A 13,659-nucleotide genomic window follows, 5' to 3' on the forward strand; every position below is an offset into this window, starting at 1 on the left:
TTGTGTCTGACGGGTAACGCCGGACAAAGGACGTCGGCCCATTGAAATGAATGGATTGCCAATTCGTAGGCCCGTCGGCTAAGGAACGCTGCGAAGTGATTCGATTGCTTTGGCGACTCGATGGGCGATCACTTTGCTGCCTTTGGGATTGCTGTGGATGCCGTCGTCGCTGAGACGTGAATCGGCGGACATCCACATGCCGGGCGGGGCGATGGGGCTGTTCAGCACGATTTGGCGGAGCCAAGTATCGGCAACCAGTTCGACATCTTTCTCATACGCAATCTGTCGTTCTAGACTGGCGAATGGATCCAACATGAATCCGCGCGGAATCTCCATCAACACAACCTCCGCCCCGTTCGCATGACACTGGTCGATCATGTCGATCAGGTTCGATTTGGTGGATGCACGACTGTGCCCTTTCAGAAAATCGTGGCCGCCAAGTTCGATCACGACCACGGTGGGTTGGTGAGCCAGCACTCGGGGCATCAGGTCCAGTCCCTGGTGGGTTGCGATTCCAGAGAATCCTTCATTGATGACAGGATTGGTCAGCATTTTGTCTAGCGCATCGGGATAGCCAAGGTCGGGCCGCATGCCATCGGTCAGGCTGTCTCCGATGCATACGATCGTTGCATCGTCAGCGAAGGATTGAAAGTGGGGGCGACCACAGTGGATGATCCTGTGGTGTTCCCATAGCATTGCTGCCCAAGCCAACCAAAGTACAAGCAACCACAACCACGTTTGGCGTGGTGCAACCTGCGGATGATGGCGCTTGCGAAATCGAATCCAAGCGGTCGCTGTCAGCACGACGCCGAACACCAGCATCGCCGGTGTGGCTGGTACCAGTCGAACCAGCAACAGGATGATGCAGAACGCGAGTGGGAACCAACCTGGACGCCCCCAGAACCGCAATGTTGTGTGGACTGCAAGCCACAGGGCGATCACCCAAGGGCGAACGCTGGGGAACGCCAGCAGAGACAGCGCAAGCACGGATCCGATCGCCAGAGTGCGAATCACGCGCCGAAACAATGATGCGATCCGCGCCGCGGCGGATCGCTGGTCGTCTGGTGCCGGGACGTTCAATGCGTCGGACATCGACTTCCTGAAAAGGTTCAAAGGAGAGTGCCTGCGGTTCAGGCGATCGAATCGCGTAAGACGATAGGGATCTGTCCGGTCGCATCGGAATGCATCGACTGGCTAGGAACCGGCATTGGCAAATGCGTATTCAAGCCGCGGCCAGTTAAAAGCCAATGGGGGCGTTGCCAGTAGCGCATCCATCACGTGCCACGCTTCAATCCTAACTGATCCGAATCGGTGAAAAGGTCGCCGCGATTGCTTTAGAAGGAAGATTTCGGTAGTGATTGCAGGTTCCAAATGGCATCAAAACGCATCCGACCGCGCCCCATCGAAGAATGGATTCGGCCCTTGATAGAAGGTCCTCGCAGTTCCCTGCACACAGTCTCGATTTCACAGGTGTTGAAATGTCCACAAGTCTTCCCCCGAATGGCGTTCGAGCGAACGTCAAGCCAGAATACGAAGAACAGCTGATCGCGAACCCAATGTCCGGTTGGGGGCCTTTGGCCGTGTGCTTTCTGATCGTGTTGATGGGGATCGGCAGCTTCGTCACGGGCGTCAGCAGTGGTTCGCCCGAGTTTTTGGTGCCGCTGGCTGCGTTGATGATGTTCTGCGCCGTGGTTGGCTTGTTTGGGCTGGTTGCGATCGCGCCCAATGATTCCCGAGTGCTGCTGCTATTTGGCGACTACAAGGGCACGATCAAGAAGTCAGGCTTCTTTTGGGTGATCCCGTTCTTTTCGAAACGAAAAGTGAGTTTACGAATTCGCAACTTCGAAACAGGATCGTCAACAACGCCCGAACAAAAGTCCAAAGAAGGCGTCATCACGCAAGCCAAGACTCGCACCGCGGGTCGTCCATCGAAGGTCAACGACCGCGATGGCAATCCGATCGAAATTTCGGCCGTGGTGGTTTGGAAGGTGGTCGACACGGCCGAAGCTCTGTTTGAAGTCGACGACTATCAAAACTACGTCGAAGTACAAAGCGAAGCGGCCCTCCGCGGGTTAGCGACGCGGTATCCGTATGACAGTCGCGATGACGAGGTGTCGCTGCGTGGCAGTACCGAAGAGATCTGTGATCGGCTTCGCGAGGACATTCAAGACCGACTGGGGAAGGCGGGCGTCGAAGTCCTAGAGGCTCGTATCAGCCATCTGGCCTACGCGTCCGAGATTGCTGCGGCGATGCTGCAGCGTCAGCAAGCCAGTGCGGTCGTTGCGGCTCGGACTCAGATTGTCGAAGGTGCCGTCGGTATGGTGGACATGGCTCTGGAGCACTTGAAACGCGATGGTATCGTTGACCTAACGGCTGACCAACGCGCCAGTCTGGTTTCAAATCTATTGGTCGTCCTGTGCAGCGACCGACACACCCAGCCGGTTGTCCAAACGGGCAGCTAAGCCGAGTGGAACCGTTGAATTCGTCGACCGGTTATGAACGTATCGACGCGTCGAGGCGGACGAAAAAAGCCAGGTGGAGAGATCTGCCCTTGGAAGGCGTATCCTCGCACCTGGCTTGAAGAAGCTGACCCGTTCCGCACGGCGTGTTAGGCCGCGGCCTTCTGTGCCACGGGTTCGGAATCGTTCAGCCATTGCTTCATTTGGGACAAGTCTTTGTTCCATGCTTCGGCATCGCTGCGGCGATCGCAAAAGGCGTGGAACAACAGATCAACCGTTTCGCTGAGGGTTCGGATCGCATCGATGCGGTCGTCATCTTCGAATTCTTCGTCTTCGTCCAGATGAATCTTAGCTCCGCTGATCGCGAACGTTTCGGCCTGCAGTACCAAGTCAAAGGTCCGTCCTTCGCGAACGATCGTCAGCCCGGCTTTGCGTGGCAGTTTGCCACTTCGGACAGCCTGCATCGCTTCGGGCAACTTCACCGGGCATTCCGATGTGATCGTTTCTTTGCCCGATTCGCCAAGTGGGCATTCCAATGTCAATGTTTTGGCAAACATCGCACAGACTTCGGTTTCGTCGGCCAGATCGATGGTGTCCGATTCGTTTTCAAGCGTCCACCAAAGCCACAGCAGAAATTCGTTGCCTAGGAAGTCGGGAGCCTGCGAATGCTCGTTCGCCCAAGGCAAGCTTGCGTGCGTGTGGGTGTCGACAAACGCGGCTGGATGCAGATCGTCCAGATCGGCGAACCGGTCCGCGTCGATGGCCCACTGCTGAGCGATGATGCCGGCGCTGATCCGACGCATTTCAACTTCGAAGGTGCGTTCCAGCAGGTCGATGCAAAAGGCGCTGGACGTTCCGACGGATCCGCCAAAGTACAGCGTGCTATTGCCATGGTCCCACAGCAGCGGGAACTGTTGCATGCGACGGTATTTGCCGGACGCTGCTTCGACTTCGCAGCGTTGTTCAACAGCTTCTTTCGCTTCTTTGCGCTGTGCCTTGGTTGGTTTTCCCGACGGGCTATCTTTGGCATAGCCGGTCAGTTCCATCTGTAACCAGGCCTCGCGGATGGCGGCGGGGATCTGGTTGGTGTCAATGCGAACCGAGCAATGGACGGCTTCGTTGATCACGTTCTTGGAAGTGTCAAAGTCTTGATCGAACAGGTGGGCACCGCCCAAGTATCCGACGTGCACGTTTTCGGTCGATGCACTCTCGTTTCGCCCAGCCGCGTTGTTGGTAAGAATTTCAATGTGTTCGTCATCGAAACTGGACGACTCGAAACCTGCGACGCTGAATCTTTCGAATCCTAGGCTTCCGCGGAGGAATGGCATATACGGTCCTAATCTAGGTGAAGGTCGAACGGACGGAAGTGTCGTTGCGTTATCGACCTAGCGGATGCCTAGAATTTGCCATAACCAAAACAGGTCGTACCAATGACCTACCCCACACGACCCTGTCGGCGCGACAGACCTTGCCAGACCGGCAAGGTTTGCCAGGGCGGCTGAGTGGCGGAGACTTGGCTGCCCGTTGTGGTTGTTTGAATTGCCCCCCCACATGGCGCGAGCCATGGAGGGGAATTGCACGGACCAATCGGGGGCGTCGTGTTAGATTTTTCCGTCCAATCCCATTTGGTAATACTTGTGGGTGATCTTGTCCTGGTTGTCGAGCAGCCAGTCGATCGAAGGTTCGTTGTTCATCGCCTTGTGGATCGCTTGGGCCATCGCTTTTCGGTGGATGTCAAACAATGCCTTGTGGTCCAAGTCTTCACAGGTCGCCACGCCCGGGTTCAGCCAGACGCTGCAGATGATGCCGAGATCATTGGCTTTGTCTTTGGGGAGATCGCCGGCGCGAACGGCATCCAATACACCGTTGGCGATCGCCGCTTGGACGGTGCCCATCAGAATATTGGTATAGCGACTGTTTTTGACCGTCACCTTGCTGACGCATAGCGTGACCGGACGAACTTGAATGTCGGTGTTCAAGATGGCAAACACCTTGGAGTGTCCCATCGACTGATCACCGGTCAACGTTGCCAGCGCGGTGCCAACCGGTCCATCCAATTCGCCGATGACGACCTCGGGTTCCGCGGCCGTGAATGGGGGACCACCAGCGACCAAGGATTCGCCGGTGCGAAGTACGATACGTTCTGACATGGTGGATTCTCGAGAGATTGAAGATTAGGAAACAGAAAGACGGAAACGGTGAGCGGCGGTCGTTATCGCTGGATTCGCCAGAATTCCACCTCGTGCAGCGACTTCTGGCGAAATCCAATACGCCAGTTGTGGTCTGACCGGACCGGTAAGAACCTATGCCAACCGACGTCCGCGTCCCAGCCCCGGGCAATGTAACTTGCGAGGTCCGCCACGGTGGCCGGTACAGCGTCGGATGGTCACTGGTTGCCGATGCAGGTGATCTGCCGGATCGTGTGCGCGTAAAGTTTGCCATCGGCATAGCTGATTGCCGCTCGTTGGAACGATTGCCCGACCTGCCCCAAATCGTTGACCGCGATCAGTGCGGTTTCGTCTAATCGCGGGGCTTGGGAATCGATCACATAGACGGTGCCATTCATGATCGGGACGTAAAGTCGCTGGTTGACCACGGTCGGAATCGGCGAAGCATGGTGTCCCCAACCGGTTCCCATCGAACGGTTGTCGCCCATCACGACCAAGCCCCGTGAATTTTTCATATCGTTGGGTTCGAAGTGCCATCGTTCGATGGGAATCACGGAACTCCGTTTCTTGGACTCTTTCCGCACCTCGGCGATGACGTTCGCAGACATTCCGGATTCATCCCACAACCACTGCTCGTCACCGGTCAGCGACCGCTTCACTTGGACCGGCAGTTGCAGATAATCCACGCGGCCGGTTTGGACATGAATGCGGCCTAGATAGGGGCGGCTATAGCTCCGGAAGTAGTGAAATTGACCGGCAAGAATATTCGACTGTTGGATGATCGCACGTTTGTTCTTTGCCGCCGGAAGCGACTCGTTGACAATTTGCCATCCCTCGGCTGAATGCCGACATACCGCAACGTCATTCAAGAACGACACTGATCGGTTGACTTTGCCGTTGTTTTCGTCAATCCACAGGTGTTGGTCATCGTGGAATACCAGGACGTTGCCTTGGGAAAGGTGGAACGCCATGGTGCTCATGAATCCAGGCAACGGAAGCGTCCATAATGTCGAACCGTCTTGCGCATCCAGCATCGAAATCCCTTCGGGGTGTTCCGGTGGCGAGTGTCCGCCGCCACGGCCGACAACGATGACCCGTCGTCCATCGGTTCGTTCCGCAAGCACCGGAACGCATCCCATGTTGACGCCACAGTCCGTCGTCCACTTCGTTTTGCCAGTCCGCATGTCCAGGCATTCAATTTGAGTCCACTGTTCGACGGGGGCATCTTTGTGTTCGTGCGTAAAATGCCCTTGGTCGTCGGGCATGTAGCGTTGACGGATGAACGCGACCCCATCGTCGATGATCATCGGTTGCGTCCGCCCAACCGGCATGACTTCGCGAGTCCAGAGTTCGTTGCCGTCGAAATCAAAGCAACTGATCCGGCCAGACGCGTTGAAGAAGCAGACGCGTTGACCGTCGGTGACCGCAGGCGGCGCCGAACTGTCACTGAAACAACCGGAAAGTCGCAGCGGGAACTGACCGGTCACTTTGCGATTCCAAATCGTGGCACCCGTACCCGCATCGCAGCACCAGGCAATGATGTTCTGGCCCAGTTCTGCGTCCGCGGTGACTTCTTCCATCGTTGTGAAAAAGATCCGGTCGCCCCAGACGGTCACCGTGCTTTGGCCGGTTTCCGGCAGCGTCTTGTTCCAGACGATGTTCCGGCTGCGGACAACACTCCAATCGTCGGGCGGTCGCGGTCCGGCTGCGCTGAAGTCAGCGGCCGGCCCGCTTCCCTGTGGCCACCCTGACGAATTAGTTGAAGACGCCACAGCGGAGGGCGTCTCAGTCGAACGCATCAAAGTGGATTGAAAGAAGGAGAGCACTTCTGTGCGAACTTCGGGGGTTTGAAACTGCTTTCCGCCATGGCCGGCACCTTGGACGACGTGCAGTTGTGATTTGACTCCGGACGCGCGTGCAGCCTGGTGAAGACGTTGGCTTTGCTGGATCGGTACGCCGGTATCCTGGTCGCCGTGCATGATCAAGATCGCCGGATCATCCGAAGTGACGTGATGCAAACCGCTGGCGTCTTGCGCCAATTCCGGAACACTGGAAACCGTGGCACGCAGCAACTTGGCGCCATTGCTGTTGGCAACCTGAGCCGCCGATCGTGTTTCGTCCACGATGTTGGGCGGCATCGTGGAAAGGTCACTGGGGCCGAACCAGTCGCATACTGCTTGCACGCGGCTGGATGTTGGATGGTCTTGCGGGTCCGGTCGATTTCCCATCAGGATGGCAAGGTGAGCCCCGGCTGATGTGCCCCAGACTCCGATTCGATCGCGGTCCAGGTTGTATTGATCTGCGTGGTCTCGAATCCAACGCACGGCTGCATATCCATCGTTGATCTGTGCGGGCCAACCGGCCACATCGGTCAGCCGATAGTCCATGCTGGCCACGACGAAGCCGTGTTCGGCCAACCAAGCTGCGTGTTTCTTGCCGCTGGCTTTGCTGCCCCCCTTCCAACCTCCACCATGCACAAAGATGACAACGGGACGACGTCCCCCGGCATCGACAGGCAGGTACAAATCAAGTTTTTGATAACCTGAGTCATCCGCGCCATAGACGAGGTCGGTTTCGATTCGCACTTCCGGGGCCATCGCGTGCAAGCGACCGCCCGAATCGACGCCGCACACCGCAACGCAAACCATCATCATCAACAAGTTTCGATACACTCGGGGGGGCCTCGATCAAAAGCAGGTCATCCAGGGAATAGCAGCCAGGCCGATGGGCACACCAGCGGCGGCCCGGGCCATCAGGATCCGAGTCGTCTGGATTCGGACCTGCGGACGATTTTAGCAGCATGGGGGCGGCGGGGTGGAATATCGGCGGCCCGAACCGGTCGGATGCGATCAGGAACCGTTCTCCTGATCGGTCTTCCCATGCAAAAATCTTGCCGGTCGCCTGCCGGATCGGTGACTGGAGTTCACGTCGACATCTTCGGACGCTACGTTTCCTAAGTCGCCAAGCAAGTGTGTGAGTGAAATTTGGTGGAAGCCTTCGCGGGCAGCGCCCTGCGGATGGTCGCTCCAACGCAGCCCACGGGCGAAGTGGCTGAACGAGTTCGCCCTGGCCGTTCCCACTATGCTGCTTGCGTTGCATCTTTGTTTTGACTCTGCCACCGGATCCTTGTCCATCATGAACTGGAAGACCTTCCTTCGTCAGCAGACGACTCAGCCCGTTTTCCTTTGGCAGATGGTGGCCGTCGTGCTTTCCATCGGGGTCATCGGTGGGGTGATCACCAGTCGTCTGCCGCACCGATATTCACCGGATTCGAATTCGATTGGGGATGTGGTTGCCGCTGTTCGGCAGGCGACGTTGACATCCGGCGGAATCGACGACCTTCGCAATCAGAACGTACCGTACGAGCACTTGTTGATTGCGTTCGCATTTTCCGCAGACGTTGATTGGATTGATCCTGAACAAGCAGCGTCCATGATCGGTGACGATGGCGATCGATCGACTATCGCTGTCGAGCTGATTCGAAGCGTCCAGGATGAAGTCCCTACAAAAACGTTGGTCCAAATGGCGGATCAGCGGGTCGCGTATTCTCGCCTGGCGATTGGGGCGTTCTACCTGAGTCAGCAGCGGTACGAGGCCGCGGCAAAAAATTTCGAAGCCGAGGTGGACGTGTCCGATTCACCCATCGCTCGCCAGTTCGCTGTGGATTGCTACAACGCCGCCAATGACGTCACGGCCATTCGTCGGCTGGCGAGCGACCCGCAGTATCAGTCGCTGATCTCGCCGAGCGATCGACTTTTGATTGCCGAATCGGATCAGGACTGGGGCAAAATCTTCTGGATCATTCCGCTTTTGATGGCCGAGAGGATGGACAACGCCATGGCGGCCGGTTTGGCGGTCTTTGCGGCGGCGGGGTGGTTTGTGGTGCTGATGCAGATGGGCCAGGCCGATGCTCGCACCGGCGTTCGATGGTGGCTTTGTCTGGTCGGCGTTGCCCTTGGTTGTCTAAGCATCTGGCCCACGCATCTGTTGAACATCTGGCAAGAGATCAACTGGGATTTGCTGGAAGGCGACGATTGGTTCCAGAACGTCAAGTATTACGTGTTGGGCGTGGGACTGCGTGAAGAACTCGCCAAATTGTTGCTGCTGTTGCCATTGATGCCGTTCTTGGCGTCACGTCGAAACACCATCGAAGCACTTTTGGTTTCGGCGTCGGTTGGGCTGGGGTTTGCAATGGTCGAAAACATGGGCTATTTCAGCCGCAGCGGTGGCACCGATTCCATGGGACGATTTTTGACCGCCAACTTTGCTCACATTGCCATGACGGGCTTGATCGGGTTGGCCGTCGCGAGGGTGATCTGGAAACAACAGGACGTCAGTCATGCGTTGTTGGTTTTTCTATTGGTGATGCTAGCGCACGGTTTCTACGACGCAGCGATCGCAGTTCCGGAACTAAGCGAATACAGCATCGGGGGTATGATCTTGTTTATCCTGTTGGCTTATGCGTTCTTTCACGAGGTTCGAATGGCCTATGTGCCACGCAGCGAAACGATCAGCTTGACAGCGACCTTCCTGTTCGCAGTATCCGCCATGACCGCGACGACGTTCATGTATGTCAGTTGGCAGGTTGGTTTGATCGCTGCGGCCACTCTGTTGGCGACCGACATCGTTTCGCTGGCCCTGCTGGTGTACATGTACCTACGCGAAATGCCCAACTCTTTGATCCGATAGGTTGCCCGAAATGCAGATCCCCCAAGATGGAAACCTGTTTGCGGGTACGGACCAAGTCTTGCCCCAGGAACTGATCGAAGTCGTGGCTGGATCGGCGAACCAGTCCCTTCGCATCAAGCGGATTGTTTCGCATGGCCAAGCAACGCCACCGGGCCAGTGGTACGACCAGTCGCAGCATGAATGGGTTGCGGTGATCGCTGGCGAAGCGGACCTGCGTTTCGAGGATGAAGCGGTCGCGCGGACGATGCGAGCGGGGGACTATGTTTTCATCCACGCCCATCGTCGGCATCGAGTCGATCGTACCAGCGATTCGTGTCCGACCATTTGGATCGCGGTCTTCTACGATGCGGATGCGTATTGAAACCGCGATGGACGTTGGTGTGCGTGCCTTGGAAGTCTGCGGACGCGAAGCCACAACACGACGAAGTGATCGGCGATGCAGTAAAAAAAAAGATCGGGCCACCGCGATGGGCGACCCGATCTGATTTGATTTCAGCCGAACGATTTCAGTACGGCTCGGATTTCTTGACTATCAAACTACTTCGCTTCTGGACCAAACACGGCGGCTTGGTACAGGTGGAAGGTGCCTTCGCCATCCAGCCCGATCCGGATGTACTTGGCTGTCGTTCCGGCAGGGAAGTCGATGACCCATTCACCCATCATTTCGTCCGCGGACCAAACCTTGGTGAAGTCCTTGTTGTCGTCACTGACCCAGACGGTCAATCCTTCGGTGCGATAGTGGAACGCACTGTTGACGCGATTGCGGAGCCAAAGCTTCGAAATCGGCTGGCTCTTCTCTAGACGAATCGTAACAAATGGATTCTTGACATCGTGATCCGAGTGGAACACAAAATCCTGGGCGTCTCGCATGATTGGCGACAACAGCAAGTGCGTGTCGGTGTTGTAGGCATTGTTTTGGAAGCCATCACCTAGCTTCACCGCAGCACCACGCGAAATTTCGATCGCGTCGCCCTGTTTTCGAAGCGGCAATTCCTTTTGGTATTCAGCACGAACCCAACCCTTGTCGTTGACGCGGTTGATGTCCTTCTGAGCCTTCAGGTATTCGATCAAGTCCAAGAACTCAACCGGCGCGATCGTCTTGACCAAGCCCTCGGGCATCGAACTTGCCTTCATGTCCTTGCGGATTTCGATTTCTTCTTTTTCCAACGTTTCTTCTTTGCCGTTGGCGATCCCCAGCGTGATGAATTCGTCATCTTCACGCAGGATGAAACCGGTGTGTGTGGTTCCGTCGTAGGTCAACAGCAGCACGGTTTCGTAACCTTTGGCGATTTCTTCGTTGGGCATCACGATGGTTCGGATCAACTTTTCAGCGTCCATTCGTGAACCAACCGCACTGAGGTCGGGGCCGAATTTTTTGCCCAGTTCACCGACTTTGTGACATGCCGAGCAAACTTGTTTGAAGACGGCTTCACCGCGTTGACGATTGCCGCCCCGGATGCCCGCCAATTCGTGGATCGCTCGCGAACGAGCTTGGGGGGCGGCGTCCACGTCGTCTGCGATCTCCAAAGGTGCAAACGCTGCTCCGCCGGGACCGCTCATCGCACGGAACCGTTTGAAGTAGCGTTGGGCCGATTCGCTGCTGGAGGCCAGGAAGTTTTCACCAGACTGCTGGGTTTTCCAAAGCGGTTCCAGTGCGTGCAGGGTGTGTTCCAGCGTGTAGCTGATCCAATAGTCCATGGGCATGTCGACCACCGAAAGCGCGACTTCGAGGGCGTCGTCGGTTTCCAAGAAACTAGCAGCCCGGACAGCTTCCAATCGGACGCGAGGGTTTTCGTCTGCTGCGGCGCTTGCGATCAGCGATGCGGCCGATGGCATGCGAGTGATCTCGTTGGCGGCCGTATGCACTGCGGCACCACGAGCACGCCAATCGTCGCTGGCCATGATTCGCTGGACCAGTGCGGGATCGACTGCTTTGAAACTCTCCTGCATCCACATCGCTTCGCACAAACGATGGGGGGCGACATCGCCTTCGATCCAAGCATTGATCGCGGTCAGCACTTCGGCCTTGTCGCGAAGACGTAGTTCGCGTCGAACGCGGTAGCGGGTGCGTAGTTCAGGAACCAATAGTTGGTCCAACAGTTCTGGCACCGCCAATGCTTCCATGTTGACGATTGGCAACAACGGTTTGTTCTGGTTGATCATTCGATAGACGCGACCGTGAGTGTGGTCACGATTCGGGTCACGCTGTGAGTACTGCATGTGACCGATCAACGCATTGCACCAATCGCCGAACCAGATTGCTCCGTCGGGACCAATCTTGGGGTCCACAGGTCGGAACGTCATGTCGGTGGACGACAACAGATCTTCGACTCGTTCGCCCGCCATGCCGGCGGTGCCCTCTTCGTCGCGAAGATTGAACCGGGGCATCCCGTGCATGTTGATCACACAGGCGTAAATGAATTGGCCCTGCATCGAATCGGGTAGATGACGCGACAGCAGGAATTCATTGCCAACCGCGGGACGCATGCCTTCGTTATCGAAGACGGGTTGAAGCGTCTTTCGCGTGTCAACTTCTTTGCCCGATAGTGGGGCGGTCCAGTGCTGCTTGGCGTTGGTTCCGTCGCCGACAATCCCGTTGTTCCATTGATCGAAAACCAAGCACCACGGATTGCCGTAGCCCGGAGTCACGAAGTGGCGGAAATCCATCGTTTGCGTGTCGTAGATGTAGGTGCCGCCACGGTTTCGGTTGCGGAAGGCGCCCCAGGGTGTTTCCAACGTTGTCGAAAGAGAGATCCCTTCCAACATGTGAAGCAAACCACTGTGCGAAAATTCCCAGGCACCGACCGTGTGGTGGGTATCGTCGGTGGCGATCCCATCGACCAATTGGATCACTTCGTCGGCTTGATCGTCACCATCGGTGTCCTTCAAGAACAGAATGCGTGGTTCGTCGACCACCAGAACACCACCGTCATAGAATTCGAAACCGGTGGGGCAGATCAATTTGTCATAGAACGTCGTGGACTTGTCGGCCCGTCCGTCACCATCGGTGTCTTCCAAAATCAGCAGTCGGTCATCGGGGCGTTTCGCGCCGGGTTGCCACTGTGGGTAGTTCGGCATGCAGGAAACCCACAAGCGACCTTTGGAATCGAACGCGATCTGATTGGGGTTGGCCAATTCGGGAAATTCGCGTTCCGACGCAAACAGTTCGACTTTGAAACCCTCGGGAACCTTCATCATTTCGATCGACTCTTCGGGAGTCGGGTAGATCAGTTCTTCGGGCTCGCGCATTTGACGGAAGTTTTCGTCACGGGTGCCGAACATTGTTTCGGGGGTGAACACTTCGCCGGTGTTCGAATCGTCAGGAATTTCCGGAACCGGCTTCGCGGAGGCTAAGTCCCAGATGTACTGGTCTCGCACTTCATTCATCGCCCGGATTTTCCGGTATTCGGTGGGGAACGTTTCGGTGTCCCAGGTTCGGCGGCCGCCGTAGACGTACCAACCGTTCAGCATCCGGTAATCTTGTTGGTGCAACCAGGACTTGTCGTTGACCCACTTTTGAACGTTTTCGTATTGTTCGGTGGTCCAGTTGGCTGGTTTGCCGCCCAGCAATTGGGCGTCGATCAGGTCGGCAATCATTTGATCGCCAGCTTCGTTCAGGTGCGCACCGTTGATGGTGAACTGGGCGCCCGGTTCTCTTTGGAACTCGGTCACCGTTTCGTCAAACAGGTTGACGAATCCGTGTCCGTCTTCGGCGGCTAGCTTGGCGATCGCATCGCTGTAGCGACGCAGGCTGGCGTTCCGTTGATCGGCGTCGGGATGGAATTCGTTGCCGGTCGATTCAAACGCGGTGGGGCTGACCAACACGAACTGAGTCGGTTTGTCGGCGGCGGCGTAAGTCGACGCCAATTCGGCGATCCATTTGCGATACTGTTCGACAAACGATGCGACACTCGCGTCGTCATCGCCAGCAAACGATTCATTGAATCCGTAGAAGCAAAGAAACGTGTCGGCGCCGTAGACCTTCAACGGGTCATCGATCGTGGTGTAGCTGCTAGGTCGCTGACGAACACCGACTTCATCGGCAGGCCAACCGAAATTGCGAAACACCAGGTTGTCGCCTGCGGTTTGCAGGTGCAAACGCGTTTCGAAGTGGCCGAATAGATTCATTCGCTCGGCTGTGGCATTGCCGACTGCGGCGATGCGTCGGCCGGGTTCCAGCTTGACGGCGTTGGAGGCAGCTTTGCCAGCGTCGTCGGCGAAGGTTGGCGGCCCCGCAAAAAGAACGGCAAGAGCCAGGAACTGTAAGACCGGGAACGGGGGGCCAATCTTCATGCGTGCGATCACTCGATGGAATCGGGGGGGGGGGGTAAGGTTCTGGCGCA

General features: G+C 56.8%; 8 protein-coding genes. 3 read left to right on the forward strand and 5 right to left on the reverse strand.

Going from position 1 to position 13,659, the window contains the following annotated elements; genetic code table 11:
- Positions 1 to 78: 78 nt before the first annotated feature.
- Positions 79 to 1,092 (reverse strand): GDSL-type esterase/lipase family protein, encoded by a 1,014-nt coding sequence (locus tag K227x_RS13980; RefSeq protein ID WP_145170337.1) that lies wholly within the window; start codon positions 1,090 to 1,092, stop codon positions 79 to 81.
- A 386-nt stretch (positions 1,093 to 1,478) separates the two neighbouring features.
- Here K227x_RS13980 and K227x_RS13985 point away from each other — a divergent pair, with 386 nt between their 5' ends.
- Positions 1,479 to 2,462, forward strand: a complete 984-nt coding sequence (locus tag K227x_RS13985) for an SPFH domain-containing protein (protein WP_246146795.1) — start codon at positions 1,479 to 1,481, stop codon at positions 2,460 to 2,462.
- Positions 2,463 to 2,608: 146 nt separating this feature from the next.
- Here the strand turns inward: K227x_RS13985 and K227x_RS13990 are convergent, their stop codons facing one another.
- The 3 genes from K227x_RS13990 to K227x_RS14000 all read right to left on the reverse strand — a co-directional run bounded on the left by K227x_RS13990 (position 2,609) and on the right by K227x_RS14000 (position 7,281).
- Positions 2,609 to 3,787 (reverse strand): hypothetical protein, encoded by a 1,179-nt coding sequence (locus K227x_RS13990; protein WP_145170339.1) that lies wholly within the window; start codon positions 3,785 to 3,787, stop codon positions 2,609 to 2,611.
- 273 nt (positions 3,788 to 4,060) lie between these two features.
- On the reverse strand, positions 4,061 to 4,609 hold the full coding sequence (gene fae, locus K227x_RS13995) for a formaldehyde-activating enzyme (RefSeq protein WP_145170341.1): 549 nt from the start codon (positions 4,607 to 4,609) through the stop codon (positions 4,061 to 4,063).
- A gap of 236 nt (positions 4,610 to 4,845) precedes the next feature.
- Positions 4,846 to 7,281 (reverse strand): alpha/beta hydrolase fold domain-containing protein, encoded by a 2,436-nt coding sequence (locus K227x_RS14000; RefSeq protein WP_145170343.1) that lies wholly within the window; start codon positions 7,279 to 7,281, stop codon positions 4,846 to 4,848.
- Positions 7,282 to 7,762: 481 nt separating this feature from the next.
- Between K227x_RS14000 and K227x_RS14005 the strand changes: the two genes are divergently transcribed.
- Entirely contained in the window at positions 7,763 to 9,316 is a 1,554-nt protein-coding gene (locus tag K227x_RS14005; RefSeq protein WP_218934002.1) for a PrsW family glutamic-type intramembrane protease, read from the forward strand.
- A 10-nt stretch (positions 9,317 to 9,326) separates the two neighbouring features.
- Complete coding sequence (locus K227x_RS14010) at positions 9,327 to 9,677, forward strand: cupin domain-containing protein (protein WP_145170347.1); 351 nt, start codon at positions 9,327 to 9,329, stop codon at positions 9,675 to 9,677.
- Positions 9,678 to 9,853: 176 nt separating this feature from the next.
- Here K227x_RS14010 and K227x_RS14015 read toward each other — a convergent pair whose 3' ends face one another.
- Positions 9,854 to 13,609 (reverse strand): PVC-type heme-binding CxxCH protein, encoded by a 3,756-nt coding sequence (locus K227x_RS14015; RefSeq protein WP_145170349.1) that lies wholly within the window; start codon positions 13,607 to 13,609, stop codon positions 9,854 to 9,856.
- Positions 13,610 to 13,659 lie beyond the last annotated feature (50 nt).

Origin of the sequence: Rubripirellula lacrimiformis, assembly GCF_007741535.1 — a bacterium.
GTDB classification, from domain to species: domain Bacteria; phylum Planctomycetota; class Planctomycetia; order Pirellulales; family Pirellulaceae; genus Rubripirellula; species Rubripirellula lacrimiformis.

What these genes read in the sequence shown, in the direction of transcription:
- K227x_RS13980 (WP_145170337.1), bottom strand. Translation starts at nt 1,092, where the DNA reads ATGTCCGACGCATTGAACGTCCCGGCACCAGACGACCAGCGATCCGCC.
- K227x_RS13985 (WP_246146795.1), top strand. Translation starts at nt 1,479, where the DNA reads ATGTCCACAAGTCTTCCCCCGAATGGCGTTCGAGCGAACGTCAAGCCA.
- K227x_RS13990 (WP_145170339.1), bottom strand. Translation starts at nt 3,787, where the DNA reads ATGCCATTCCTCCGCGGAAGCCTAGGATTCGAAAGATTCAGCGTCGCA.
- fae (WP_145170341.1), bottom strand. Translation starts at nt 4,609, where the DNA reads ATGTCAGAACGTATCGTACTTCGCACCGGCGAATCCTTGGTCGCTGGT.
- K227x_RS14000 (WP_145170343.1), bottom strand. Translation starts at nt 7,281, where the DNA reads ATGATGATGGTTTGCGTTGCGGTGTGCGGCGTCGATTCGGGCGGTCGC.
- K227x_RS14005 (WP_218934002.1), top strand. Translation starts at nt 7,763, where the DNA reads ATGAACTGGAAGACCTTCCTTCGTCAGCAGACGACTCAGCCCGTTTTC.
- K227x_RS14010 (WP_145170347.1), top strand. Translation starts at nt 9,327, where the DNA reads ATGCAGATCCCCCAAGATGGAAACCTGTTTGCGGGTACGGACCAAGTC.
- K227x_RS14015 (WP_145170349.1), bottom strand. Translation starts at nt 13,609, where the DNA reads ATGAAGATTGGCCCCCCGTTCCCGGTCTTACAGTTCCTGGCTCTTGCC.